The sequence below is a fragment of the Nocardioides caeni genome, from assembly GCF_004912195.1.
Lineage (GTDB): Bacteria > Actinomycetota > Actinomycetes > Propionibacteriales > Nocardioidaceae > Nocardioides > Nocardioides caeni.
The window spans coordinates 166,369-192,486 of record NZ_STGW01000006.1 but is presented as its reverse complement, the minus strand read 5'-3'; the positions used below and the strand labels follow the sequence as shown (position 1 = coordinate 192,486).

Here is a 26,118-nt window from a genome sequence, read left to right as displayed (position 1 = left end):
CCGGAACCGGAGCCATCGGGCGACGGTTCCGCCGAAGAGGTGACAGGCTCCGCCGATCAGCCGGCTCGAGGCCGTCGGAGAGTCAGGCGGAGCGGACGGCCACGACGTCCGCGAAGGCCTCCAGCGCCGAGCGCACCGGGCCGGAGGGCAGCACCTCGAGGAGTTGCTTGGCCTCCGTGGCCCGCTGGACGACGTAGGCCTGCGCCTCGGCCATTGCCGGGTGCTTGCGCAGCAGGTCGAGCGCCTCGGCGTGCAGGTCGGCGTCGGCGGCCAGGTCCGAGCGCGCGGGGTCGAGCAGCTCGAGCAGGCGGGCGTCACCCGGGTCGGTCGAGGCCCGGGCGATGAGGACCGGCAGCGTGGGCACGCCCTCCTTGAGGTCGGTGCCCGGGGTCTTGCCCGACTCCTCGGACTCCGAGGCCACGTCGAGGATGTCGTCCGAGAGCTGGAAGGCGGTGCCGACGAGCTCGCCGTACTCCGTCAGCGCCGTCACGATCTCGGGCGACGCGCCGGAGAACAGGGCGCCGTAGTGGGCGGAGGTCGCGATGAGGGAGCCGGTCTTGCCGGCGACCACCTCGAGGTAGTGCGCGAGCGGGTCCTCACCGGGAGCGGGCTTGACCGTCTCCAGGATCTGGCCCTCGACGAGGCGCGTGAACGTCTCGGCCTGGATCCGGACGGCCTCGGGGCCGAGGCGGGAGGTCAGCTCGGAGGACTTCGCGAAGAGCCAGTCGCCGGTGAGGATCGCGACGAGGTTGTCGTAGCGGGCGTTGGCGGAGTCCTCGCCCCGGCGCAGCTCGGCCTCGTCCATGACGTCATCGTGATAGAGCGAGCCGACGTGGGTGATCTCGACGACGCAGGCGGCCGTCAGCACCTCGTCGGCCTCCGGACGCGGGCCGGACTCGGCCGCGAGCAGCACCAGGAGCGGGCGGAAGCGCTTGCCTCCAGCGGCCAGCAGGTGTCGCGCTGCCTCCGTGACGTACGGCGCCCGGCTGGTCGCGTGCCCATAGAGGGCCTCCTCGACGGTGGCCATCCGATCCCTCAGCCGCCCGGCCAGGGCCTCGTCAACGACGGGCAGGGCCAGCTCGGCCGGCGAGGGAGCAGGGGTCGCTGAGGAGCTCACCTGATGAAGTCTCCCGTATGGGTCACGAGATCGAGAACCGGGCCCGGGACGACGCCCAGCAGGAGCGTCGCGACCAGGCACACCAGGATGGTGCCGGAGGTCAGCAGGGACGACTGGGTGACCGCGCCGATGCCGTCGGTGGACGGCTCGGTGAAGAACATCAGCCGGATGTGGCGCACATAGAAGGTGATCGCGACGATGCTGCTGCCGATCGCGACCAGCACGACGGGCCACGCGCCGGCCGACATCGCCGAGGTGAAGACCGCCCACTTGCCGATGAAGCCGGCGGTCAGCGGGATGCCGGCCATCGACAGCAGGAAGAAGGCGAAGGCGCCGGCGGCCAGCGGTGAGCGTCGGCCGAGCCCGGCCCACCGCTCGTAGGCCGTCGCCTCGCCACCCGTGTCGCGGACCAGCGTGACGATGGCGAAGGCACCGATCATCGCGAAGCCGTAGGTGGTGAGGTAGAAGAGCACGCCCTCGAGCGAGGTGTAGCCGGTCGAGCCGAGCTCGTCGGTGCTCTGCACGCCGAGCACGCCCACGAGGATGAAGCCGGTGTGGGCCACCGAGGAGTAGGCCAGCATCCGCTTGACGTCGCTCTGGACCACGGCGAGGACCGCGCCGACGACCATCGAGGCGATGGCGACGACCCACAGCATGGGGACCCAGCTCCAGCGCTCGGCGCCGAACGCCACGTAGAAGAGCCGGAGCAGCGCGCCGAAGGCGGCGACCTTCGTGCCGGCGGCCATGAACGCGGTGACCGCGGTCGGGGCGCCCTGGTAGACGTCCGGCGTCCATGCCTGGAACGGCACGGCGCCGACCTTGAAGAGCAGGCCGACCGCAAGCAGGCCGATGCCGAAGAGCAGCAGGGTCTGGTTGCCGCCGCCGGCGCGGACCGCGTCGTTGATGCCGGCGAAGGTCATCGAGCCGGCGTAGCCGTAGATGAGCGCGGCGCCGTAGAGGAAGAAGCCGGAGGAGAAGGCGCCGAGGAGGAAGTACTTCATCGCCGCCTCCTGGCTCAGCAGGCGACGCCGGCGGGCGAGGCCGCAGAGGAGGTACAGCGGCAACGAGAGGACTTCGAGCGCGACGAACATCGTCAGCAGGTCACCCGAGGCGGGGAAGAGCAGCATGCCGCCGACGGCGAAGAGCATGAGGGGATAGACCTCGGTGTGCTCGAGGCCCTTGGTGGAGGCCTCGCGCTCGGTCTCGGTGCCCGGGAGGGCCGCGGCCTGGCCGGTGAACGCCGACACACCGCCCTCGAGGCGCCGCTCGGCGAAGAGCGCCACGCCGCCGATCGCAAAGACCAGGATCAGGCCCCACAGGTAGGTGGTCGGACCGTCGACGACGACGCTGCCCTCGGCTCCGACGAGGCCCTTGCCGGCTCCGCCGGCGTGCTCCTCGAGGTCGGTGCCGACGACGATCGTGGAGACCAGCGCGGTGACGAGGACGGACATGGTGAGCACGACCTGCGGCACGCGGCGCACCTCGCGGGGGAACACCGCCTCGAACAGCACGCCGACGCAGGCGCCTCCGAGGACCAGCAGGAGCGGCAGGAGCTCGACGTACTCGATCTCGGGCTTGATGAACTCCATCAGTGCTCCTCCCCCTCGCTCGGCTGCCCGTCCGCGTGTCCGGCGCCGTCGTCGGATCCGTGCTCGACCACCGGCGCGCCGTCATCGACGCCGACGTGGTGCAGCAGGTCGTCGACCATCGGGTTGCTCACGTCGAGCAGCGGGGCGGGATAGAAGCCGAAGAACACCAGCGCCACCATGAGCGGCGCGACGGCGGCGATCTCGCGCAGACCCAGGTCGCGGGTGCCCTCCGCCTCGGGCGGCGTCGGACCGGTCATGGTCCGCTGATACATCCAGAGCACGTAGATCGCGGAGAGCACCACCGCGGTGATCGCGATGGCGCCGACGTACCACCCGTAGTCGAAGGCGGCGATCAGCACCAGGAACTCGCTGACGAACGGCGACAGGCCGGGCAGGCCGAGGGTGGCCAGGCCGGCGACCAGGAACAGTCCGGCGAGGACCGGGGCGACCTTCTCGATGCCGCGCATCTCGCTGATCAGCGAGGTGCCACGCCGGTCGTAGAGGTAGCCCGCCACGAGGAACAGCGCCGCCGTGCCGAGTCCGTGGTTGACCATGTAGAGGATGGACCCGGTCCCGCCCTGGCTGCTGAACGTGAAGATGCCGAGGGTGATCAGGCCGAAGTGGCTCAGCGACGTCAGTCCGATCAGGCGGAAGATGTCGTCCTGGCCGATGGCGATCAGGGCACCGTAGACGATCGAGATGAGCGCCAGGGTGACCACCAGCGGCGTCGCCCACTGCGATGCCTCGGGGAAGATTCCCAGGCAGAAGCGCAGCATCCCGAAGGTGCCGATCTTGTCGAGGATGCAGACGAGCAGCACGCCCGTGCCGGGCGTGGCCTTCTCGGTGGTGTCGGCGAGCCAGGTGTGGACCGGGAAGAGCGGCGCCTTGATCGCGAAGGCGATGAAGAAGCCGAGGAACAGCCAGCGGCCCGGCTCGGTGTCGATGCTGAGCTGCTCGAGGTCCGAGAGCAGGTAGGACGGCTCGCCCTGCTGCGCCGAGACGACGTAGAGGCCGATCACCGACGCCAGCAGGATCAGCCCGCCGGCGAGCTGGAACATCAGGAACTTCAGCGCCACCGCGCCGCGGCCGTCGCGGCCGAAGCCGCCCACCAGGAAGTAGGCGGGGATCAGCGTGGCCTCGAAGACGACGTAGAAGAGGAAGACGTCGGTCGCGCAGAAGACCGCGAGGGACAGGCCCTCCAGGGCGAGGGTCCACGCCACGAACGAGCGAGCACCGGCGCCGTCGGGGTCGTCGGCCTTCAGCCACTCGGCACCGAGCACGAGCGGGACGAGGAGGACGGTCAGCAGCACCATCAGCAGGCCGAGACCGTCGACACCGAGGGCGTAGTGCACGCCGAAGGCCTCGATCCAGTCGTGGACCTCCTCGAGCTGCCGGCCGCCGTCGACGTCGTAGCGGAGCGCGACGACGAGGCCGATCACGAGGGTGGCCAGCGCGACGCCGAGGCCGGTGACCTTGCTGACCGAGCGCGGCAGCAGGGCGACCGCGATCGCACCGGCGATCGGCAGCCAGACCAGGAGACTCAGGGTCATCAGTTCACCACCACGAGGATCGCGACGAGGAGCGCGGCGCCGGCGAGGACCGACAGCGCGTAGGAGCGGACGTAGCCGGTCTGCAGTCGGCGCAGTGCCTCGCCGGTGCCGGCGAAGAACCCGGCGGTGCCGCTGAGGAGCCCGTCGACGACGGTCCGGTCGACCGTGAGCAGGCCCGCCACGGTCGCCTTGCCGGGTGTGACCACGAGGGTCTCGTTGATCTGGTCGCCGTAGAGATCGGCGCGGGCGGCCTTCGTCGCGAACGAGACGTCAGCGGGCGCCTCCCGCGGGACCTCCTGCTTGCCGACGAGGAACCAGGCGGCAGCGACACCGACGGCGACGACGACCACCGTGATGAGCGTCAGCACGATGACCGGCACCGGCGGATCGTGGTGCTCGGCGTGGCCGACCACCGGGCTCAGCCAGTCGACGATCCAGTCGCCGGCGAGCATGAGTCCGCCGAGGACGGACAGTGCCGCGAGGACGATCAGCGGGATCGTCATGACCTTGGGGCTCTCGTGCGGGTGCACGTCGGCCTCCCAGCGCTTCTGGGTGAAGAAGGTCATCAGCATCATCCGCGTCATGTAGAACCCGGTGATGCCCGCGCCCAGCAGCGCGCAGATGCCGACGACCGGGTTCTCGACCAACGCGGTCTCGATGATCTTGTCCTTGGACCAGAAGCCCGCGAACGGGGGGACGCCGATGATCGCGAGGTAGCCCATCGCGAAGGTCAGGAAGGTGACGGGCAACATCTTGTTGAGCGCGCCGTAGTGACGCATGTCGACGTCGTCGTCCATCGCGTGCATCACCGATCCGGCGCCGAGGAACATGTTGGCCTTGAAGAAGCCGTGGGTCAGCAGGTGGAAGATCGCGAACGCGTAGCCCGCGACACCGAGGCCCGCGCCGAGCATCATGTAGCCGATCTGGCTCATCGTCGAGCCGGCCAGGCCCTTCTTGATGTCGTCCTTGGCGCAGCCGATGATCGCGCCCCACAGCAGGGTGACCGTGGCGACGATGACGACCGCGGTCTGCGCGGCGGGAGCCAGCTCGAAGATGAAGTTCGAGCGGGTGATCAGGTAGACGCCGGCGGTGACCATGGTGGCCGCGTGGATGAGCGCCGAGACGGGCGTGGGGCCTTCCATGGCGTCGAGCAGCCAGGCCTGCAGCGGCACCTGGGCGGACTTGCCACAGGCGCCGACCAGCAGCAGGACGCCGATCCAGTTGAGCGTCGTCTCGGTGGCGCCGGAGGACACGGCGCTGATGCCGCTGAAGCTGGTCGTCCCGAACGTCACGAACATCAGGAAGATCGCGAGGCCCAGACCCATGTCGCCGACGCGGTTGATGACGAACGCCTTCTTGGCCGCGGCGGCCGCCGACGGCTTGTGCTGCCAGAAGCCGATCAGCAGGTACGACGCCAGGCCCACGCCCTCCCAGCCGAGGAAGAGTCCGACGTAGTTCTCCGCGAGGATCAGCATGAGCATCGCGGCGACGAAGAGGTTCAGGTAGGCGAAGAACCTGCGCCGGCGCGGGTCGTGCGCCATGTAGCCGATCGAGTAGACGTGGATCAGTGACCCGACGCCGGTGATCAGCAGCAGGAAGAGCGCCGAGAGCGGGTCGTAGAGCAGGTCGAGACCGATGCCGAGGCCACCCTCGGCCGACGAGCCGCCGGTGTTGATCCAGTCCCACAGGTGCTGGGTGATCTGCCGGTCGCCCTCGTCGCGACCCATCAGACCGATGAAGAGGACGAGGCTGATGAGGAACGACCCGACCGCGGTGGCCGTGCCGAGCAGGTGACCCCACTTGTCGGTGGCGCGGCCGCCCAGCAGCAGCACCGCGGCACCCAGCAGCGGCAGACCGATGATCAGCCAGAGCAGCACGTAGGGGCCGTCGGCGTCGGTCGGGGAGACGACCGGCACGTGGACCTCGGTGGCTGCGAGGGCGATGGCGTTGAACATCCGCTGCTCCTCAGAACTTCAGCAGGCTCGCGTCGTCGACCGAGGCCGAGCGACGCGTCCGGAAGATGGTCATGATGATCGCCAGTCCGACGACGACCTCGGCGGCGGCGACGACCATGACGAAGAACGCCGCGACCTGCCCGTCGAGGTTGCCGTGCTGGTGGGCGAAGGCGACGAACGCGAGGTTGCAGGCGTTGAGCATCAGCTCGACGCACATGAACACCACGATCGCGTTGCGCCGGGTCAGGACCCCGATCGATCCGATGGAGAAGAGGATCGCGGAGAGAATGATGTACTCAGTCATCGGTCGTCTCCTTGGCGGCCGAGCCGATCGGTGCGGCGCTCTCCTCCGTGGAGCCGGTGGCCGCGTCGCGGCCGGCCGTCTCGGGAGCCGAGGCGGGATCCACGCCCAGCTGGTCCTTGATCGCCTCGATGTCGGTCAGACCGGCGGACTGCATGGTGCCGCGGGCCGCGAGGACCCGGGAGACCGACGCCGGCGAGGGGCTGCCGTCGGGCAGCAGCGCCGGGGTGTCGACGGCGTTGTGGCGGGCGTAGACGCCGGGCGCGGGAAGCGGACCGAGGTGCTCGCCGGACTCGGCGTAGGCACGGATCCGGTCGGCGGCGAGATCGGGCTGGGTACGGCGGGGGGTGAGCCGCTCGCGGTGCGCCAGCACCATCGCGCCCACGGCCGCGGTGATCAGCAGCGCGCTGGTGGCCTCGAAGATGAACACGTAGCGGGAGAAGATCAGGTTGGCGAGGGCCTGGATGTTGCCGCCCTCGTTGGCTCCCCCGTCACCGTCGAGCCCGACCGCGGCGCCGAAGGTCACCTGCAGGAGACCGACGACGACCAGCACCACGAACACCAGGCCGGTCACCCACGACAGCACCCGCTGGCCCTTGATCGTCTCGACGACCGAGTCGGAGGCGTCGACGCCGACCAGCATCAGCACGAAGAGGAACAGCATCAGGATCGCGCCGGTGTAGACGATGATCTGCACCGCGAAGAGGAACGGCGCCTCGAGCACGGCGTAGAGCACGGCGAGGCTGATCATCACGACGGCCAGCAGCAGCGCGGCGTGCACGGCCTTGCGGACGAACAGGATGCCGAGCGCCGCCACCACCATGATCGGCGCGAGCACCCAGAACGCGATCACGCGGTCACCTCCGGTGTGGCCTGCGGTCGGTTCGGCCGAGCCGGCGCGGCCGGAAGGGGCGGCACGGGGATCGGCTGCTGGAAGTTGCCGCGGTAGTAGTCGTCGTCGGTGCCGAGCAGCATCTGGTGGGGCGGCTGCTCCATGCCGGGCAGCAGCGGCGCCAGCAGGTCGGACTTCTCGTAGATGAGGCTGGCCCTGCTGTCGTCGGCCAGCTCGTACTCGTTGGTCATCGTCAATGCCCGCGTCGGGCAGGCCTCGATGCACAGGCCGCAGAGGATGCAGCGCAGGTAGTTGATCTGGTAGACGCGGCCGTAGCGCTCACCGGCCGAGAAGCGGCCGGACACCGGCTGGCCGTCCTCGCCGACCACGGCGGTGTCATCGACGTTCTCAGCGCCCTCGACATAGATCGCGTCGGCCGGGCACGCCCAGGCGCACAGCTCGCAGCCCACGCACTTCTCCAGGCCGTCGGGCCACCGGTTGAGCTGGTGACGGCCGTGGAAGCGCGGCGCCGTCGGCAGCTTCTCCTTGGGGTACTGCTCGGTGACGACCTTGCGGAACATGGTCCGGAAGGTGACGCCGAAGCCCGCGATCGGGTCCCACAGCTGCTCCTTGAGCGTGGGGCCCTTCTCCTGCCCGGTGGTTGGCTCAGCCATTGCTCGCTCCCGTGTCGGGGGTCGGGGTGGACGGCACCGTGGTCACCGTGGACGTGTCGGCCCGGAAGACCAGTGGTGCGGCCGCGCCGCGTACGGCGCCTCCGGTCGGCATCGGTGGCACGGGGTAGCCGCCCGGTCGTGGCGGTGTGATGGCGACACTGTTGTCCTTGGACTTCTCCGGGACGAGGAAGCTCGCCAGGAGAGCCACCAGGACGACGCCGATCATCACCATCCAGAACTGCGGGTTCTCGCTGAAGCCGCCGTCGAAGGCGCCCTCGTTGCGGGCCACCCGCATCGTCGCGACGGCGACGATCCAGGCCAGCGAGATCGGGATGAGGCGCTTCCAGCCGAACGCCATGAACTGGTCGTAGCGCAGCCGCGGCAGCGAGCCGCGCAGCCAGATGAACATGAAGATGAACGCCAGCACCTTGCCGAAGAACCACAGCACCGGCCAGTAGCCCTCGTTGGCGCCGGCCCAGAACTCGTCGATCCAGAACGGCGCGGCCCAGCCGCCGAGGAACAGGGTCGTGGCGAGAGCGGAGACGGTCGCCATGTTGATGTACTCGGCGAGGAAGAAGAGCGCGAACTTCAGGCTGGAGTACTCGGTGTGGAAGCCGCCGACCAGCTCGCCCTCGGCCTCGGGCAGGTCGAAGGGCGCGCGGTTGGTCTCGCCGACCATCGCGATCACGTAGATCACGAACGACGGCAGCAGGATCAGCCCGAACCACAGGTCGTCCTGCGCGGCCACGATCTCGCTCGTGGACATTGAGCCGGCGTACATGAAGACCGCGACGAGGGCCAGGCCCATGGCGACCTCGTAGGAGATCATCTGGGCGCTGGAGCGCAACCCGCCCAGCAGGGAGTACGTCGAGCCGCTCGACCAGCCGCCGAGGACGATGCCGTAGATCCCGATCGAGGCGATCGCCATGACGAACAGGACGGCCACCGGCATGTCGGTGAGCTGCAGCGGCGTGCGCTCGCCGAAGAGGGTGACCTCGGGGCCGAACGGGATCACGCTGAACGTCACGAACGCGGGCACCACCACGATGACGGGCGCGAGGATGAAGACCACCTTGTCGGCGGCCTTGGGGATCAGGTCCTCCTTGAAGGCCAGCTTCACACCGTCGGCCAGCGACTGCAGCAGGCCGAAGGGCCCGTGCACGTTGGGGCCGATCCGGTGCTGCATCCGGGCCACGACGCGGCGCTCCCACCAGATGTTGAACAGGGTGAGCAGCACCAGGATCACGAAGATGAGGACCGTCTTGACGAGGACGATCCACCAGACGTCGTTGCCGAACGCACTCAGTGTCGTATTCATCGCGGGGTCCCCGATCGATTGTTCGTGGAGGAGCGAAGCGGAGGAGCGAAGAATCGAGTGGGGTGCATCATCGCGGGGTCCCCGATCGATTGTTCGTGGAGGAGCGAAGCGGAGGAGCGAAGAATCGAGTGGGGTGCTTCATCCGTGCACCCCTTCGGCTCCACTGATGGTGACCGGACTGCCCGGCGAGGCCAGGTCGGCGAGGATGCCGCCACCGACGGAGTTGGCGGGCACCCACACGACGCCGGGGGCCAGGTCGTCGGCGATCTCGGCGGCGAGGGTGATGGACCCACGGTCGCCCGTGAGCGTGACCGTCGGCCCGAAGGCGTCGAAGTCGGCCGGGCTGACGACGGCAACGGGGATCCGGGCGGTGGCCTTGAGGTACTTGTCACCGTCCTGCATCACGCCGTTGTCGAGCAGGAGCTTCCACGAGGACAGCAGCCGGGTGTCGGTGGTTGAGGTGCGAGGAGCTCCAGCGACGAGCCTCGAAACCTCCGACTCGCCCTCGGTTTCGAGGCTCGCTGGCGCTCGCACCTCAACCAGCGGGAGGCGCTCACCGTCCCAGGGACCGAGCTGGGCCATCTCCGCGCGAGCCTCGGCGACGGTCCGGAAGCCCAGTCGGCTGCCCTGCCCCAGGGCCGCGAGCTCGTCGGCGATGCCCGACAGCGCCCGCAGCTCCGGCAGGGAGGACGGGTTGTGCAGCGCGGCCTCCCACGACCGGACCCGGCCCTCCCAGTTGACGAAGGTGCCTGCCTTGTCGCTCGTCGGCGCGACCGGGAAGACGACGTCGGCCCGGTCGGTCACCGCGGTGCGGCGCAGGTCGAAGGCGACCACGAAACCGGCGGCCTCCACCGCGGCCCGGGTGGCGGCGGGGTCGGTGGTGTCGGCGGGGTCGACACCCGCGACGACGAGACCGCCGAGCTCACCCGCGACGAGCGCGGCCACGATCGCGTCGGCGTCGCGTCCCTCGGTCTCCGGCAGATGGTCGACGCCCCAGGCGGTCGCGGTGTCGACGCGGGCACCCGGGTCGGCGACCGGCCGGCCACCGGGCAGCAGGGTGGGCAGGCAGCCCGCCTCGACCGCACCGCGGTCACCCGCACGCCGCGGCACCCAGGCCAGTCGGGCTCCGGTGGCATCGGCCAGGGATGCGGCGGCCGTCAACGCACCGGGTACGGCGGCCAGGCGCTCACCGACGAGGATGACGCTGGTCGCGTCCAGCTCGCCGGACAGCCCGGCCAGCGCGGCGGGCTCGGCGCCCGGAGCGGTCGCGACCAGGCGGGCGGACAGCTTCTCCATGCCGCGGGTGGTGAAGGGCGCGAGGGCGACGACCTCGGTGCCGCCCGCCAGGACCGACTTGCGCAATCGCAGGAAGATCGTGCCGGCCTCGTCCTCGACCTCGAGGCCCACCAGCACGACGGTGGAGGCGGTCTCGAGGTCGCCGTAGGTCACGGCACCGGAGGCGGGGCCGGTCAGCGCGACGCGACTGCCCAGGAAGGCCGTCTCCTCGGCGGAGTGCGGCCGTGCCCGGAAGTCGATGTCGTTGGTGCCGAGCGCGACGCGGGCGAACTTGGCGTAGGCGTAGGCGTCCTCGACGCTCAGCCGGCCACCGGTGAGCACGCCGACGCCGCCGGCGGCGCGGGCTGCGGCGAGGCCCCGGGCCGCGACCGCGAAGGCCTCGGGCCACGAGGCCGGGCGGAGCCGGCCGGCGGGGTCGTCCTGGTCGCGCACCTGCGGGTAGGCGAGCCGGTCGTCGCCCTGCGCGTAGGTGAACGCGAAGCGGTCCTTGTCGGTGATCCACTCCTCGTTGACCGCCGGGTCGTCGCCGGCCTGACGGCGCATGACGGCACCGCGGCGGTGGTCGACGCGGATGGCCGCGCCAGAGGCGTCGTGCTCGGTGATGCCGGGCGAGGAGACCAGGTCGAACGGCCGCGAGCGGAAGCGGTAGCGCTCGGAGGTGAGCGCGCCGACCGGGCAGATCTGGATGACGTTGCCGGAGAAGTAGGACAGGAACGGCGCGTCCTCGGCGATGCCGATCTGCTGCTGGGCTCCGCGCTCCACGAGCGCGATGAACGGGTCGCCGGCGATCTCCTCGGCGAAGCGGGTGCAGCGCTGGCACACGATGCAGCGCTCGCGGTCGAGCAGCACCGTCGGGGAGAGATTGATCGGCTTGGGGAAGGTCCGCTTCACGCCGCGGTTGCGGTCGTCGGAGAAGCGGGACTCGCCGCGCCCGTTGGACATGGCCTGGTTCTGCAGCGGACACTCACCGCCCTTGTCGCACACGGGGCAGTCGAGCGGGTGGTTGATGAGCAGCAGCTCCATCACGCCCTGCTGCGCCTTGTCGGCGACCGGGCTGGTGACCTGGGTGTTGACGACCATGCCCTCGGCGACCGGGAGGGTGCAGGAGGCCTGCGGCTTGGGGAAGCCGCGGCCGTTGCCGGCGTCGGGGACGTCGACCAGGCACTGGCGGCAGGCGCCGACGGGCGCGAGCAGCGGGTGGTCGCAGAAGCGCGGCACCTGGACGCCGACCTGCTCGGCGGCCCGGATGACGAGCGTGTCCTTGGGGACGCTGACCTGGACGCCGTCGATGGTGACGGTGACGAGATCGGTCTTCTCGACCGCTCCGGTCGCGGTCCGCTCCGGTGTCGTGGTCATGACGCCGTCACCTCCTGTCCCGCCCAGGCGGTCGATCGGGCGGGGTCGAACGGGCAGCCGCCGTGCGACAGGTGGGCGAGGTACTCGTCGCGGAAGTGCTGGATGGAGCTGGAGATCGGGCTCGTCGCACCGTCGCCCAGTGCGCAGAACGAGCGGCCGAGGATGTTGTCGCACTGGTCGAGCAGTTGGTCGAGGTCGGCCTCGCTGCCCTGGCCGTTCTCGAGCCGGGTGAGCGCCTGGACGAGCCACCACGTCCCCTCCCGGCACGGGGTGCACTTGCCGCAGGACTCGTGCTTGTAGAACTCCGTCCAGCGCAGGACGGCGCGGACCACGCAGACGGTCTCGTCGAAGATCTGCAGGGCGCGGGTGCCGAGCATCGAGCCGACACCTCCGACACCCTCGAAGTCGAGCGGCACGTCGAGGTGGTCGGCCGTCAGCAGCGGCGTGCTGGAGCCGCCGGGCGTCCAGAACTTCAGCTGGTGGCCCTGCCGGATCCCGCCGGCCAGGTCGAGGAGCTCGGCGAGCGTGATGCCGAGCGGCGCCTCGTACTGCCCCGGTCTCTCGACGTGGCCCGAGAGCGAGAAGATCCCGTGCCCCTTCGACTTCTCGGTGCCCATGGAGGCGAACCAGTCGGCGCCGTTGCGGATGATCGCGGGCACGGAGGCGATCGACTCGACGTTGTTGATCACCGTCGGGCTGGCGTAGAGGCCGGCGACGGCCGGGAACGGCGGCCGAAGCCGCGGCTGCCCACGCCGCCCCTCGAGACCCTCGAGCAGGGCGGTCTCCTCGCCGCAGATGTAGGCGCCGGCGCCGGCGTGCACGACGACGTCGAGGTCGTAGCCCGAGCCGTGGATGTCCTTGCCGAGGTGGCCGGCGGCATAGGCCTCGGCGACCGCGGCCTGCACCCGGCGGATGACGTGGACGACCTCGCCGCGGATGTAGATGAACGCCTTGTTGGCGCGGATGGCGTAGGAGCTGATGATCACGCCCTCGACGAGCACGTGCGGGTTGCCCATCATCAGCGGGATGTCCTTGCAGGTGCCCGGCTCGGACTCGTCGGCGTTGACGACGAGGTACTTGGGCTTGGGGTTGTCCTGCGGGATGAACGACCACTTCATGCCGGTCGGGAAGCCGGCGCCGCCGCGTCCGCGCAGGCCGCTGTCCTTGACGGCCGTGATCACGTCGTCGGGCCTCATCGCGAACGCCGTGTCGAGGGCGTCGTAGCCACCCTTGGCGGCGTAGGTGTCGAGCTTCCAGCCCTGCTCGGCGTCCCAGGTGTCGGTGAGGACGGGGGTGAGGGCGCCGTGGGTCGATTCAGTCATCGCTGGCCTCCTGCACGGTCTCGGACTCGGCGCGAGAGGTGTCGGCCTCCTCGACCGCCTCCTGCTTGTCGTCGGGTACGTCGGCCACGTCATCACGGGCTCCCGCGCTCGCGCCGGGCGGTGCGGTCCAGCCGCGCTCGCGGGCGATCTCCAGGCCCGCGACGCTGGCCGGTCCGGCGGTGGGGCCCTCGTCGGCGCGGCCGTCGGGGAAGCCGGCGAGGACCCGCTCGACCTCGCGCCAGCTGCAGAGCCGGGGGCCGCGGGTCGAGGACACCTCGTGGCCGGCGCGCAGCGACTCGACGAGCTGGACGGCCGAGTCGGGCGTCTGGTTGTCCATGAACTCCCAGTTGACCATCATCACCGGCGCGTAGTCGCAGGCCGCGTTGCACTCGATGTGCTCCAGGCTGACGGTCTTCGAGTCGCCCTGGCGCTGGACGGCGACCTCGTCGTTGCCGATCTCGAGGTGCTCCTTGAGCCGGCTGAAGATCTCGTCGCCGCCCATCACCGCGCAGAGGGTGTTGGTGCAGACGCCGACATGGAAGTCGCCGACGCCGTGGCGCTTGTACATCGTGTAGAAGGTCGCGACGCCGCTGACCTCGGCGGCGCTGATGTCGAGCACGGCGGCGCAGGCCTCGATGCCCTCGGGCGTGATGCGTCCCTGCACCGACTGCACGAGGTGCAGCATCGGGAGCAGCCCGGAGCGGGCCTCGGGATAGCGAGCTGCGATCTCGCGGAGCTCGTCGAGGGTCTTGTCGTCGATCATCGGTCGACCCCTCCCATCACGGGGTCGATGCTCGCGATGGCGACGATGACGTCGGCGATCTGGCCGCCCTCGCTCATCAGGCCCATCGCCTGGAGGTTGTTGAACGACGGGTCGCGGAAGTGCGCGCGGAACGGTCGGGTGCCGCCGTCGGAGACGACGTGCGCGCCGAGCTCGCCGCGGGGCGACTCGACCGGCACGTAGGCCTGGCCGGCCGGGACCCGGAAGCCCTCGGTGACCAGCTTGAAGTGGTGGATCAGCGCCTCCATCGACTCGCCCATGATGTGGCGGATGTGGTCGAGGCTGTTGCCCATGCCGTCGGCGCCGATGGACAGCTGGGCGGGCCAGGCGACCTTCTTGTCCGCGATCATCACCGGCTCGCCCTCGAGCCGGGCCAGCCGGTCGGCGGCCTGCTCGATGATCTTGAGCGACTCCCACATCTCGTTGAGGCGGACGCGGAAGCGGCCGTAGGAGTCGGCGGTGTCCCAGGTCTGGACGTCGAAGTCGTAGGTCTCGTAGCCGCAGTAGGGCTGCGCCTTGCGCAGGTCGTAGCCGTAGCCGGTGCTGCGCAGCACGGGGCCGGAGAGGCCGAGCGCCATGCAGCCCTCGAGGTCGAGGTGACCGACGTTCTCCAGGCGGGCCTTGAAGATCGGGTTGGCGTTGCAGAGGGCGGCGTACTCCGGCAGTCGCTTCTTCATCAGGTCGACGAAGCCACGGATCTCGTCGAGCGCACCGGGCGGGAGGTCCTGGGCGACGCCGCCGGGACGGATGAACGCGTGGTTCATCCGCAGCCCGGTGATGAGCTCGAAGAGATCGAGCACCAGCTCGCGCTCACGGAAGCCGATCGTCATCACGGTGAGGGCGCCGATCTCCATGCCTCCGGTGGCGATGCACACCAGGTGGGAGGAGATGCGGTTGAGCTCCATCAGCAGGACCCGCATGACCTGGGCCTTCTCCGGGATGTCGTCCTCGATGTCGAGCAGCCGCTCGACGCCCAGCACGTAGGTCATCTCGTTGAAGAACGGGGACAGGTAGTCCATCCGGGTGCAGAAGGTGACCCCCTGCGTCCAGGTGCGGAACTCCATGTTCTTCTCGATGCCGGTGTGGAGGTAGCCGATGCCGCAGCGGGCCTCGGTCACCGTCTCGCCCTCGATCTCGAGGATCAGGCGCAGCACGCCGTGGGTGGAGGGGTGCTGCGGACCCATGTTGACGACGACCCGCTCGGCCGCGTCGTTGTCGCCGAGACCGGCGGCGATGTCGCCCCAGTCCTGACCGGTGACGGTGAAGACCTTGTTGTCGCCGCCCTCAGCCGTGTCGGTGGGATCGGCGTAGAAGTCCTGATCGGTGGTTGAGCCTGTCGAAACCATCAGTTGTAGCTCCTGCGCTGGTCCGGCGGAGGAACGGTGGCGCCCTTGTATTCCACGGGGATGCCACCGAGGGGGTAGTCCTTGCGCTGCGGGTGGCCCGGCCAGTCGTCGGGCATCAGGATCCGGGACAGCGACGGGTGGCCGTCGAACTGCAGCCCGAACATGTCCCAGGTCTCCCGCTCGTGCCAGTCGGCGGCGGGATAGAGCGGCACGAGCGACGGCACGTGCGGGTCGCTGTCGGGGACGCCGACCTCGACCCGGATCCGGCGGTTCCACGTGTAGGAGCCGAAGTGATAGACGGCGTGCAGCTCGTGCCCGCTGTCACCCGGGTAGTGGACGCCGCTGACGCCGGAGAGGAACTCGAAGCGCAGCGAGGGGTCGTCGCGCAGGAGCCGGGCGACCTCGAGCAGGCGGTCGCGGTGGACGTGGAAGGTGATCTCGCCGCGGTGGATCACCACGCGCTCGATGAGGGCGTCGAGCTTGTCGGCGACGGTGTCGAACCAGCCGCCGAAGGGGCGCTGCGCCTCCCCCGGCAGTACGACGGGCGCGACCAGGCCGCCGTAGCCGCTCGTGTCGCCCGAGCCGGCGGCGCCGAACATGCCGCGGCGCTCACCCACCGCGCGGATCTCGGCGCCCGGCTCGCCGAGGGCCTCGGGGGCGTTCTCGGGCGACTGCTCGACCGCGGGCTGCTCGACGGCCTTCTCGGGCCCGGCGGGCGTCGCGTCCTTCGCCTTCTTCTCCTCGTTCATCGGAGCAGCCCTCGCTGGTCACCGGTCGGCAGCGCGACGAGCGCCTCGGCCTCGAGCTGCTGGATCTGCTCGAGTCGGTTCTTGCCGAACGGGGTGTCGTGCTGGACCTTGTCGTGCAGCTTGAGAATGGCGTCGATGAGCATCTCCGGGCGCGGCGGGCAGCCCGGGAGGTACATGTCGACGGGCACGACGTGGTCGACGCCCTGGACGATCGCGTAGTTGTTGAACATGCCGCCGCTGCTGGCACACACGCCCATGGCGAGCACCCACTTGGGCTCGGCCATCTGGTCGTAGATCTGGCGCAGGACGGGCGCCATCTTCTGGCTGACCCGGCCCGCGACGATCATCAGGTCGGCCTGGCGGGGGCTGGCTCGGAACACCTCCATGCCGAAGCGTGCGAGGTCGTACTTCGGACCACCGGAGGTCATCATCTCGATGGCACAGCACGCGAGGCCGAAGGTGGCGGGCCAGAAGCTGGCCTTGCGCATGTAGCCGGCCAGTCCCTCGACCGTGCTCAGCAGGACTCCGCTGGGGAGCTTCTCCTCGATACCCATCAGTTCAGTCCCAATCCAATCCACCCCGACGCCACACGTAGGCGTAGGCGACGAAGACAGTGGCGATGAAGAGGACCATCTCGATCAGCCCGAACCACGCCATGTTGTCCAGCTGCATGGCCCACGGGTAGAGGAAGATGATCTCGATGTCGAAGACGATGAAGAGCATCGCGGTGATGTAGTACTTCACCGGGAATCGGCCGCTCAGCGCCTGGGGCGTGGGCTCGATGCCGCACTCGTAGGAGTCGTACTTGGCGCGGTTGTAGCGCTTCGGCCCCACGAAGGCGCTCATGACGATCGATCCGACCGCGAAGAGCGCAGCCAGTGCGGCCAGCACCAGGACCGGCGTGTAGAGCTCCATCAGCCCTCCCTCTCGTGATCTTGTGAACAGAATCACTAGTGGCGTGGAACACATCTAACACCCTCCCGACGGACGGGTCTACAGGGGGGTGACACGCACCACGAAACGCGCAGGTGAAACGCGGAAAGCGGGCCTGACCTGCAGATTTAGGTCACGAGATGGTTGTCAAAATCGCCGCTCCGTGGTCGGGGAGCCCGCGAGGGACGAGCGGCCCGTCCGGGGTGCGGTCAGGCGGTGGCGCGGTGGAGGGTGACGATGCTGCCGGAGAGGTTGCGCCACTCGGGGCGGGTCCAGCCGGCTTCGGCGATCAGGTCGGCCAGGCCGGCCTGGTCGGGCCAGGCGCGGATGGACTCGGCGAGGTAGACGTAGGCGTCGGGGGCCGAGGAGACGGCGCGCGCGACGGCGGGCAGCGTCTTCATGAGGTACTCGAGATAGACCGTGCGCCACGGCGCCCAGGTCGGGTGGCTGAACTCGCACACTACCAGACGCCCGCCCGGACGGGTGACCCGGCGCATCTCGGCGAGGCCGGCGACCGGGTCGACGATGTTGCGCAGGCCGAAGGAGATGGTGACCGCGTCGAAGCTCGCGTCGCGGAAGGGCAGCTTCGTGCCGTCGCCCGCCGTGAACGGCAGGTGCGGGAACTGCTGCTTGCCGACCTGCAGCATCCCGATGGAGAAGTCGCAGGGCACGACCTGCGCGCCGGCGTCCTCGAAGGGCTGGCTCGACGTGCCGGTGCCGGCCGCGAGGTCGAGCACGCGGTCGCCGTACGACGGGTCGACCGCGGCCAGCACCTCCTTGCGCCAGCGCCGGTCCTGACCGAAGGACAGGATGTCGTTGGTCAGGTCGTAGCGCCGGGCGACGGTGTCGAACATCCGTCGCACGTCGGCGGGCTGCTTGTCGAGCTCTGCGCGGGCCACCCACGAAGACTATCGGCGCAAAATCGTTGGCAACCAACCGGCGTCCTGCGGCGTCTACCTAGGCATGAACACCACGCCACGCCTGCGGGCCCGGCTCGCTCGCCGCCTCACCCTCCTCACGGTCGTCGCCGCCGTCTGCTCCGTGCTCGCGTACGGCGCCGGATGGGCCGTCCGCGGCGACCTGATGCCGTGGGAGTCGGCCGACCACACCGCGGGCCGCTCCGCCACTGCAGACCGTCCGCAGGCCTCGGGCAGCGGCAACGGCAGGCCCGCAGGACAGGGCACCGGCGAGGGCGCGACCGACGACGCTGACGGCGGTGGCGGCGACGGCAACGGCGCAACCGACGATCCGTCGACTCCTGCCCCCGGGATCGACGACCCGAGCAAGGGGGGCTCCACCCCGGAGCCCGACCCCGGTCCCCCGCCGGCCGGCCCGGCCCTGCTGGCGCCGGGCGACAACGGCCCGCAGGTCCGCGAGGTGCAGGCGCGGCTGAAGCAGATCGACTGGTTCAGCGGAGACGTGACCGATCACTACGGCGACGCGACCGCCGAGGCGGTGCGCGGCTTCCAGGCCAAGCGCGGCTTCGAGGCGACGGGCGAGGTCGACCAACGCACGCTGGACCGGCTCGAGGAGATGACGACCGAGCCCACCTCCGCCGAGCTCACCAACACCCCGCCGGCCGGCACCGGCAGCAACACCCCCGGCCCGCTCGACCCGCGCTGCCAGACCGGGCGCGTCCTGTGCATCGACAAGACCACCCGCACCCTGCGGTGGGTGGTGGACGGCGACGTTCGCAAGACGGTCGACGTGCGCTTCGGCTCGGCCGAGCTGCCGACCCGCGAGGGCGAGTTCAGTGTCGAGCGCAAGAGCCGCGACCACGTGTCGAGCCTCTATGACACCCCGATGCCGTTCGCGATGTTCTTCTCCGGCGGTCAGGCGGTGCACTACTCACCGGACTTCGCCGCGACCGGCTACAACGGCGCCAGCCACGGTTGCGTCAACGTCCGCGACCACGACGCCGTCGCCTGGCTGTTCGACCAGGTCGCGCTCGGTGACCGGGTGATCATCTACTGGAGCTGACCACCCCGGGGGCTCAGCGGGGTCCGCTCAGCTGGTCTGCTCCATGACCAGCTCGAGGTAGGCCGCGACCTCCTCGGGCAGCATCGCCGCGGAGCTGACGACGTAGCCGAGGCCGTTGCTCTGCCCACGGCACTCGACGGAGTAGTTGATTGCGGGGATGTCGCCCTCGATCGGCTGTCCGGTCTGCTGGTCGACGTAGATCTCGCTGACCGCGCACGGGTGCCCGTCGATCTCCGTGGGCTCGTACTTCACGCCCGAGGAGTCGACCACGTAGGGACCGCGCGGCAGGGCCGCGAGACCGCCGTCGGGGATCACCGTGACCACGAGCTGACCGGTCGCGATGCTGCCGTCCTGGGTCTCCATCGTCTGGCCCAGGGCCGCGGCGTCGATGTAGGTGCGGACCGAGGCTGCACCGTAGATGTCGGCGAGGGCGGCGGTGGTCTCGTCGTCGGACTCCACCGAGTTGATCGCACCCTCGGAGATCGCCGTGACGAGCTCGGCCGTGCTCACCCCGGTGTTCTCCGGCGTCAGCGCGCTCAGCGAGATCATCCGGTCGTCCAGGCGGTCCGGCAGCGTCGGGACCTCGCCGGCAGCAACGGCGTCGGGCTCGTCGATCACCTTGGGCAGACCGATACCGAAGCCGGCCGCGCCAGCGAGGAGGACGATGCCGGTGGAGATGCCGGCCAGGGTCGAACGCGCGATGGGCATCCCGACATCATGCCGCGCGAGGCTGAGAGCTCCTCTCAGGGGTCCGGGCCGTGGACCGGCCCGGTCAGAGCTCGGAGCCGTCGGCCAACCGCACGTAGTCCTGGCCGCGGGCGCCGAGGAGGCGAGCGAACTGCTGGTCCACCACGCCGAGCCCCTCGGCGGAGTAGACCCGGTCGTGGATCGCCACGTTGCGCGCGGCGCCGACGCTGCGGGCGAACTCCACCCCCTCGCTGGACCTCATCCAGGGCGCACACACCGGTGCGAGGAGTACGTCGACCGCGACCCCCGGACCGGTCAGGGCATCGCCGGGGTGGAACACCGTCTGGCCGCCCGCACGCAGCAGGTAGCCGCTGTTGTGGAAGCGCGGGAGTTCGGGATGGATGACCGCGTGCAGCTCCCCCACGGCCGTGACCGCGATCCCGCCGACGGACCACGACTGCTCGGGCTGCACCACGACGACCCGCTCGCCCAGATCGGGGGCCTGCTCGCGGATCTGGGCGGCGACCGCCGCGAAAAAAANGGCCTGCTCGCGGATCTGGGCGGCGACCGCCGCGATGGTGTGGATCGGTGCGTCGGCGGCGCGCAGGTGGTCGACGTCGAAGTGGTCGAAGTGCTCGTGGGTGACCAGGACGGCGTCGACGCCCTCGACCGCCTCACGCTGGGACCAGATGCCGGGGTCGACGGCGAGGGACGTGCCGTCGTACTCGATCCGGACGGCCGCATGGCCGAACTTGGTCAGTCGCATCGAGCTCTCCTCGTCAACCGGTCTGGTGGTGCACGTAGCACCACCGCCACTCCTCGCCCGGCTCCGCCGAGCGCACGACGGGGTGCTGGGTCTCGCGGAAGTGCGCCGTCGCGTGCCGCGAGGGCGAGGAGTCGCAGCAACCCACCTCGCCGCAGGCCAGGCACATCCGCAGGGCCACCCAGCGGGTGCCCTCGGCGATGCAGGCCGCGCACTGCGGCTCGTCCGGTGGGTCGATCAGGGGTGCGGACGCCAGGTGCTCACAACCGTCGCGGCTCATCGTGGAGGTCGCACTCCTCAGCTCGGCTCGCTCGGACTCGGCGGCGTCGAGCATGGACTCCTCCACGTCGAGCATCGCCAGGACGTCACTCACGATGTCCGACGGGACGGTTCCTGTCGAGCGGATCTCCAGCACCCGGCGGCGCTCGGCGTCGATCATCTCGCCGCGCCAGCGGGCGTAGAGGTCGCTCGGCGACTCCTCCCCCTCGGTGGTGCCGAGCCGCTCCCAGGCGGCGAAGTTGCGCTGCTCGATGCGCTGGACGATGAGGTCGTGCACGTTGTGCGGGTCCTCGCTCTCGCCGGCCAGCTCGTCGAGGCGGTGGAAGCCGGCCTTCGCGGCCTGCTGCAGGAGCGTGGCCCGCGCGAGCGCGTCGTCGTGGGGGTCGGGTGAGGGCACCCGGAGGCGGCGGGCCAGCCACGGCAGCGTCATCCCCTGCCCGAGCAGCGTGCCGGCGACGACGGTGAACGCGACGAGCAGCAGCACCTCGCGGTGCTCGGTGTCCTCCGGCACGGTGAACGCTGCCGCGAGGGTGACCACGCCGCGCATGCCGGCCCACCCGATGAGGAACGTGTAGCGCCAGGAGGGCGTCTCGCCCGTGACCGCGTCCGGGACGCGGCGCAACAGGAGGGCCTGGGCGGCGTACACCCAGGCGAGGCGCAGCACGACGACCGCCACCAGCGTCGCCGCGCAGAGCGTCAGCAGGGTGGCGACGTCGATCGAGCTGTCGCCGACCTCGCCCAGGAGCCAGTCGGCCTGCAGCCCGATCAGCAGGAAGACCGTGTTCTCGAGGAGGTAGGCGATGGTGCGCCAGTTGGTGCGCTCAGCGATGCGCGACGGCGCGGTCTGCAGCACCGGTGCGACGTGGCCGAGCAGCAGGCCGGCGATCACGACGGCCACCACGCCGGAGGCGTGGATCTCCTCGGCGAGGACGTACGACGCGAACGGCACCACCAGTGAGATGGCGGTGTCGAGCAACGGGTCGGTCACCCGCTTGCGCACGAAGCCGACGACCAGGAACGTCAGACCGCCGACCGCGACGCCGCCGCCGGCCGCGACCAGGAAGTCGAGCCCGACCTCGGTCGCCGCCACCGTCGCACCCAGCGCGGCGATCGCCGTGCGCAGCGCCACGAGCGCGGTCGCGTCGTTGAGGAGGGACTCACCCTCGAGGATCGTGACGATCCGGCGAGGCAGCCCGATCCGCCGCCCGATGGCCGTGGCGGCGACCGCGTCCGGGGGTGCGACGACCGCGCCGATCGCGATCGCCAGCGCCCAGTGCAGCTCGGGGACGATCAGCTTGACGACCACCCCGACCCCGAGCGTGGTGAAGGCCACGAGCCCCACCGACAGCAGCAGGATCGGCTTGCGGTTGGCGTTGAAGTCGACCAACGACGTCGTGATGGCGGCCGAGTAGAGCAGCGGAGGGAGCAGCCCGAGCAGCACCACCTCGGGCTCGAGCCGCAGCTCCGGCACACCGGGGACGTACGACGCCCCGATGCCGACGACGACGAGCACCAGGGGCGCGGGGATCTCGACCCGGTCGGCGAGGGCCGTGACGGCCAGCACGACGACGGCGATGATCACCAGCAGCAGCGCGATCTCCATGTCTCACCCCACCTCGAGTCCGTCGGCTCGGTCGACGAGGGCCCGGACGGCCGCGTCGAGGTCGCGGCGCCCGGCCCGGGACACCACCGCCTCGATGACCTCGATGCCGCCGTTGGGTGAGCCCAGCGCCTGCTCGAGCTCCGGGCGTGAGGTGACCTGCAGGTGCGGGATCCGGGCGGCCGCGCAGAGGCTCGCGAGATCCATGCCGTGGGGCGTGCCGAAGAGCCGCTCGAACGACGCGGCGTGCGCGGGCGCGCCCTGCTCGAGCACGGAGAAGATCGCTCCGCCGTCGTCGTTGACGACGACCACGGTGAGGTCCGGCCGCGGCTCGTCCGGACCGATGACGAACGCGGTCTGGTCGTGGAGGAAGGTGAGGTCGCCCATCAGCGCGAGGCTGCGCGTCGACTCCCGCCCGAGTGCGGCGCCGATGGCGGTGCTGAGGGTGCCGTCGATGCCGCTGAGGCCCCGGTTGGCGATCACCCGGCGCCGACTGCCGACCGGGGTGGGGCGTGCCATCAGGTCGAGGTCGCGGATCGGGCTGGATGCGCCGACGACGAGCAGGCCGCCGGCGGGGAGGGCGGCGAAGGTCGTGGCGGCGACGTCGTACGCCGTCAGCGTGGGCTCGGCGGCGAGCAGCCGGTCGACCCGGCGGCCGAGCTCACGGTCCGCCTCACGCCACGCGCTCAGCCAGGCCGGGTCGTCGGGCTCGCCCTCCCACCACGGTTCGTCGACGTGGGTGGAGCCTGGCGGCGACGACGGCCACACACCCAGCCCGCGGACGACGAGCACCTCGACGTCGCTGCGCTCGAGGAGCCGCGTGACCGGACGGGACAGGGTCGGGTGGCCGAGGACGACCACCCGCTCGACCTGCTCGCCCAGCGCGGTCGCGAGCAGCAGGCGATAGGTCCGCAGCGCGTGGTCGCCGGTGCGCGCACCGCTCGACGGCTCGGCCAGCAGCGGCCACCCGGCCCTCTCGGCGAGCTGTCGCGCCGGCGGACCCGCGTCGTCTCCGGCCACCACCACCGTCCGCGGCCCTCGCGGCAAGGCGCTCGGCCGGGATAGTCCCTGCCCAAAAGCACCGTTTTCGGGCGATATCCGGTGCTTTTGGGCAGGGACTATCGCAGCGGGGCGGGCGGGAACGAGCGGAGCGTCGAGCTGGAGGTTGAGGTGGACGGGGGCGTCCGTGAGTGCGGCGACGGCGTCGAGGGCGGCGACGGAGTCGAGGTCGTGCGTCGCCACGAGGGCGCCGAAGATGCCGACCTGGTCGGTGGTCTGGTTGGCCCCGGTGCCGCGCAGCCGGGCCGGGCGATCAGCCGAGACCACCACGATCGGGACGCCCGCATGAGCGGCCTCGAGCACGGCGGGATGCAGGTTGGCGACGGCCGTGCCGGAGGTCGTGACGACGGCGGCCCGTGGCCCCGACGCCGACCCCTTGGTGAGCCCGAGCGCCAGGAAGCCGCCCGTGCGCTCGTCGATCCGCACGTGCAGGCGCAGGTCGCCCACCTCGGCAGCGGCCCAGATCGCCAGCGACAGCGGGGCGTTGCGCGAGCCCGGCGCCACCACCACGTCGGTCACCCCGGCCCGGAGCAGCCAGGCGACGACGCCGTCGGCCAGCGCCGCGGCGCTGTCAGGCGGCCCGGCAGAGGTGCTCATGACCGACGATCCTCCCCCACGGCCCGGACCTCGGCGAGCCGGGCCTCCCAGTGCCGGTGACGGTCCGGCGCGGCGGCGAGCTGCTCGACCGACGGTACGTCGACCGTCGGCCGCTGCACCGGCAGGCAGCCGTCGACGGGGAGCAGGGGGTGGGTCACCACGTCCGCGGTGAGCAGCTGGACGGTGGCGAGCCCGCACGCGTGCGGCAGGTCGGGCAGCGCCGCGGCGAGCGCGACCCCGGCGGCGATGCCGACCGAGGTCTCGAGCGCCGAGGACACCACGACCGGCAGCCCGATCTCCTCGGCGATCCGCAGGCAGGCACGCACGCCGCCCAGCGGCTGCACCTTGAGCACGGCGATGTCGGCGGCATCGAGGTCACGGACCCGGAAGGGGTCATCCGCCCGGCGGATCGACTCGTCGGCCGCGATCGGGACCTCCACCCGCCGCCGCACCAGCGCGAGCTCCTCGACGGAGGCGGCCGGCTGCTCGACGTACTCCAGGCCGCCGGCGGCCCGGTCCAGGGCCCGGATCGCGGTGACGGCCTCATCGACCGACCAGGCGCCGTTGGCGTCGACCCGCACGTGGCCGTCGGGCCCCAGTGCGTCACGCACGGCCTCCACCCGGGCCTCGTCGTCGGCGAGCGTCTGCCCGGGCTCGGCCACCTTCACCTTCGCGGTGCGGCAGCCACCGGCGGTGACGATCGCGTGCGCGCGCTGCGGGTCGACGGCCGGCACGGTCACGTTGACGGGCACGCGGTCACGGACCGCGGCCGGCCAGTCGCCCGTCATCGCCTCCTCGGCGCAGCGCAGCCAGGGCTCGGCGACCTCGGGCGGATACTCCAGGAACGGACTCCACTCCCCCCATCCGCCGGGCCCGCGCAGCAGCGCGACCTCGCGCACGGTGATCCCGCGGAACCGGGTGGTCAACGGGATGGCGACGACCTTCACGACGCTGCCCCCTCGTTCCCGGTCTCGTCCCGGGCGGCGAGCGCGCGCAGCGCCTGCCGGTCCGGCTTGCCGTTGGGCAGGAGCGGGATCGCGTCGAGCACGACCCACTGCCGCGGCGCCCAGGCTCGTGGGTGCGCGGCGGCGACCCAGTCCCGCAGCTCCGCGGTGGTTGAGGAGTGAGGAGCGCCAGCGACGAGCCTCGAAACCATCGCCGGGGCGGGCACCACGAAGGCCACGACCCGATTGCCCCACTCAGCGTCCGGGACACCGAGCACCTCCGCCTCCTCCACGCCCGCGTGGGCACGCAGACGCTCCGCGACCGCCGGGCCGGGCACGTTGAGCCCGCCGCTGACAATGACGTCGTCGACCCGCCCGATGACGACCAGCCGCCCGTCGTGGTCGAGCCGTCCGGCGTCGGAGGTGCGGAACCAGCCGTCGACGAGCACGTCGCGCGTCAGGTCGGGTTGGCCGTCGTACTCCGTGAAGAGGGTGGGACCCGCGATCCGGATCCGGCCGTCGACACCGATCGCCAGGGCGACGCCGTCGAGCGGCATGCCGTCATAGACGCAGCCACCCGCTGTCTCTGCCGAGCCGTAGGTCGCGACCACCGAGACCCCTGCCCCGGCGGCGCGTTCGCGCAGGGCGGCGCCGATCGGCCCACCACCCAGCAGCACCGTGTGCGCCCGCCGCAGCGCGGCGAGGTCGTCCGGGGACTCCAGCATCCGGGTGAGCTGGGTCGGCACGAGCGAGACGAACCAGCCCTCGCCGTCGGGCCAGCCGTCGCGCTCCAGCAGCGTCGGTCGGTGACCGGCGACCAGCGAGCGGGCGACGACCTGGAGGCCCGCGACGTACGTCGGCGGGAGGGCCAGCACCCACGGGCCACTCGCCCCGAGCCGGGCGGCCGAGGCACCCACCGAGGCGAGCAGCGCCGTCCGCGTGAGCCGGACCCGCTTCGGCGTACCACTGGAGCCCGACGTCTCGATCACGACGTCCGGCACCGGACCGTCGTCAGTCAGCCAGTCGCGGACACGGTCGACGACCTCGTCGAAGGACCCGCGCACCGACCAGACATCCACCTGACAGAAAC

23 protein-coding genes are annotated in these 26,118 nt (G+C 70.9%); 1 reads left to right on the top strand and 22 read right to left on the bottom strand.

Going from position 1 to position 26,118, the window contains the following annotated elements:
* Positions 1-82: 82 nt before the first annotated feature.
* From E9934_RS11570 to E9934_RS11495, 16 genes are all read right to left on the bottom strand, one after another.
* Positions 83-1,117: a polyprenyl synthetase family protein gene (locus E9934_RS11570; protein ID WP_238694916.1), complete on the bottom strand. Its 1,035-nt coding sequence runs from the start codon at positions 1,115-1,117 to the stop codon at positions 83-85.
* Positions 1,114-2,706: an NADH-quinone oxidoreductase subunit NuoN gene (nuoN, locus tag E9934_RS11565; RefSeq protein WP_136563033.1), complete on the bottom strand. Its 1,593-nt coding sequence runs from the start codon at positions 2,704-2,706 to the stop codon at positions 1,114-1,116. Before nuoN ends, E9934_RS11570 begins: the two co-directional genes overlap by 4 nt.
* Complete coding sequence (locus E9934_RS11560; RefSeq protein WP_136563032.1) at positions 2,706-4,256, bottom strand: NADH-quinone oxidoreductase subunit M; 1,551 nt, start codon at positions 4,254-4,256, stop codon at positions 2,706-2,708. Before E9934_RS11560 ends, nuoN begins: the two co-directional genes overlap by 1 nt.
* Positions 4,256-6,211, bottom strand: coding sequence for an NADH-quinone oxidoreductase subunit L (nuoL, locus tag E9934_RS11555; RefSeq protein ID WP_136563031.1), 1,956 nt, complete (start codon positions 6,209-6,211; stop codon positions 4,256-4,258). The genes E9934_RS11560 and nuoL overlap by 1 nt, the downstream gene beginning before the upstream one ends.
* 10 nt (positions 6,212-6,221) lie before the next feature.
* Positions 6,222-6,515, bottom strand: a complete 294-nt coding sequence (gene nuoK / locus E9934_RS11550; protein WP_136563030.1) for an NADH-quinone oxidoreductase subunit NuoK — start codon at positions 6,513-6,515, stop codon at positions 6,222-6,224.
* Positions 6,508-7,365, bottom strand: coding sequence for an NADH-quinone oxidoreductase subunit J (locus E9934_RS11545; protein WP_136563029.1), 858 nt, complete (start codon positions 7,363-7,365; stop codon positions 6,508-6,510). Before E9934_RS11545 ends, nuoK begins: the two co-directional genes overlap by 8 nt.
* Positions 7,362-8,018, bottom strand: coding sequence for an NADH-quinone oxidoreductase subunit NuoI (gene nuoI, locus E9934_RS11540; RefSeq protein ID WP_136563028.1), 657 nt, complete (start codon positions 8,016-8,018; stop codon positions 7,362-7,364). The genes E9934_RS11545 and nuoI overlap by 4 nt, the downstream gene beginning before the upstream one ends.
* On the bottom strand, positions 8,011-9,336 hold the full coding sequence (nuoH, locus tag E9934_RS11535) for an NADH-quinone oxidoreductase subunit NuoH (protein ID WP_136563027.1): 1,326 nt from the start codon (positions 9,334-9,336) through the stop codon (positions 8,011-8,013). The genes nuoI and nuoH overlap by 8 nt, the downstream gene beginning before the upstream one ends.
* 138 nt (positions 9,337-9,474) lie before the next feature.
* Entirely contained in the window at positions 9,475-11,988 is a 2,514-nt protein-coding gene (locus E9934_RS11530; protein WP_136563026.1) for an NADH-quinone oxidoreductase subunit G, read from the bottom strand.
* Positions 11,985-13,310: an NADH-quinone oxidoreductase subunit NuoF gene (gene nuoF, locus E9934_RS11525; protein WP_136563025.1), complete on the bottom strand. Its 1,326-nt coding sequence runs from the start codon at positions 13,308-13,310 to the stop codon at positions 11,985-11,987. Before nuoF ends, E9934_RS11530 begins: the two co-directional genes overlap by 4 nt.
* The gene (gene nuoE / locus E9934_RS11520) at positions 13,303-14,073 is read right to left on the bottom strand and encodes an NADH-quinone oxidoreductase subunit NuoE (RefSeq protein ID WP_136563024.1); all 771 of its coding nucleotides are present in this window, start codon (positions 14,071-14,073) and stop codon (positions 13,303-13,305) included. Before nuoE ends, nuoF begins: the two co-directional genes overlap by 8 nt.
* Positions 14,070-15,437, bottom strand: coding sequence for an NADH-quinone oxidoreductase subunit D (locus E9934_RS11515; protein ID WP_136563023.1), 1,368 nt, complete (start codon positions 15,435-15,437; stop codon positions 14,070-14,072). Before E9934_RS11515 ends, nuoE begins: the two co-directional genes overlap by 4 nt.
* A complete protein-coding gene (locus tag E9934_RS11510; protein WP_136563022.1) occupies positions 15,437-16,186 on the bottom strand; it encodes an NADH-quinone oxidoreductase subunit C in 750 nt (249 codons plus the stop codon). Before E9934_RS11510 ends, E9934_RS11515 begins: the two co-directional genes overlap by 1 nt.
* A complete protein-coding gene (locus tag E9934_RS11505; protein ID WP_136563021.1) occupies positions 16,183-16,740 on the bottom strand; it encodes a NuoB/complex I 20 kDa subunit family protein in 558 nt (185 codons plus the stop codon). Before E9934_RS11505 ends, E9934_RS11510 begins: the two co-directional genes overlap by 4 nt.
* 4 nt (positions 16,741-16,744) lie before the next feature.
* A complete protein-coding gene (locus E9934_RS11500; protein WP_136563020.1) occupies positions 16,745-17,101 on the bottom strand; it encodes an NADH-quinone oxidoreductase subunit A in 357 nt (118 codons plus the stop codon).
* Between the two features lie 227 nt (positions 17,102-17,328).
* The gene (locus E9934_RS11495) at positions 17,329-18,018 is read right to left on the bottom strand and encodes a demethylmenaquinone methyltransferase (protein WP_136563019.1); all 690 of its coding nucleotides are present in this window, start codon (positions 18,016-18,018) and stop codon (positions 17,329-17,331) included.
* Positions 18,019-18,082: 64 nt separating this feature from the next.
* On the opposite strand from E9934_RS11495, the gene E9934_RS11490 reads away from it, so the two are divergent.
* Positions 18,083-19,099 (top strand): L,D-transpeptidase family protein, encoded by a 1,017-nt coding sequence (locus E9934_RS11490; RefSeq protein WP_202977269.1) that lies wholly within the window; start codon positions 18,083-18,085, stop codon positions 19,097-19,099.
* A 27-nt stretch (positions 19,100-19,126) separates the two neighbouring features.
* On the opposite strand, the gene E9934_RS11485 is transcribed toward E9934_RS11490, so the two are convergent.
* The 6 genes from E9934_RS11485 to E9934_RS11460 form a co-directional block, all read right to left on the bottom strand.
* Entirely contained in the window at positions 19,127-19,807 is a 681-nt protein-coding gene (locus tag E9934_RS11485; protein WP_136563018.1) for a hypothetical protein, read from the bottom strand.
* Positions 19,808-19,871: 64 nt separating this feature from the next.
* A complete protein-coding gene (locus E9934_RS11480; protein ID WP_136563017.1) occupies positions 19,872-20,552 on the bottom strand; it encodes an MBL fold metallo-hydrolase in 681 nt (226 codons plus the stop codon).
* A gap of 13 nt (positions 20,553-20,565) precedes the next feature.
* Positions 20,566-22,431 carry a cation:proton antiporter domain-containing protein gene (locus tag E9934_RS11475; RefSeq protein WP_136563016.1) on the bottom strand — a complete coding sequence of 622 codons (1,866 nt, stop codon included), beginning with the start codon at positions 22,429-22,431 and terminating at the stop codon, positions 20,566-20,568.
* Between the two features lie 3 nt (positions 22,432-22,434).
* The gene (gene menD / locus E9934_RS11470; RefSeq protein ID WP_136563015.1) at positions 22,435-24,084 is read right to left on the bottom strand and encodes a 2-succinyl-5-enolpyruvyl-6-hydroxy-3-cyclohexene-1-carboxylic-acid synthase; all 1,650 of its coding nucleotides are present in this window, start codon (positions 24,082-24,084) and stop codon (positions 22,435-22,437) included.
* Positions 24,081-25,031 (bottom strand): o-succinylbenzoate synthase, encoded by a 951-nt coding sequence (locus E9934_RS11465; RefSeq protein WP_136563014.1) that lies wholly within the window; start codon positions 25,029-25,031, stop codon positions 24,081-24,083. The genes menD and E9934_RS11465 overlap by 4 nt, the downstream gene beginning before the upstream one ends.
* Positions 25,028-26,107 (bottom strand): AMP-binding protein, encoded by a 1,080-nt coding sequence (locus E9934_RS11460; protein WP_238694915.1) that lies wholly within the window; start codon positions 26,105-26,107, stop codon positions 25,028-25,030. The genes E9934_RS11465 and E9934_RS11460 overlap by 4 nt, the downstream gene beginning before the upstream one ends.
* Positions 26,108-26,118 lie beyond the last annotated feature (11 nt).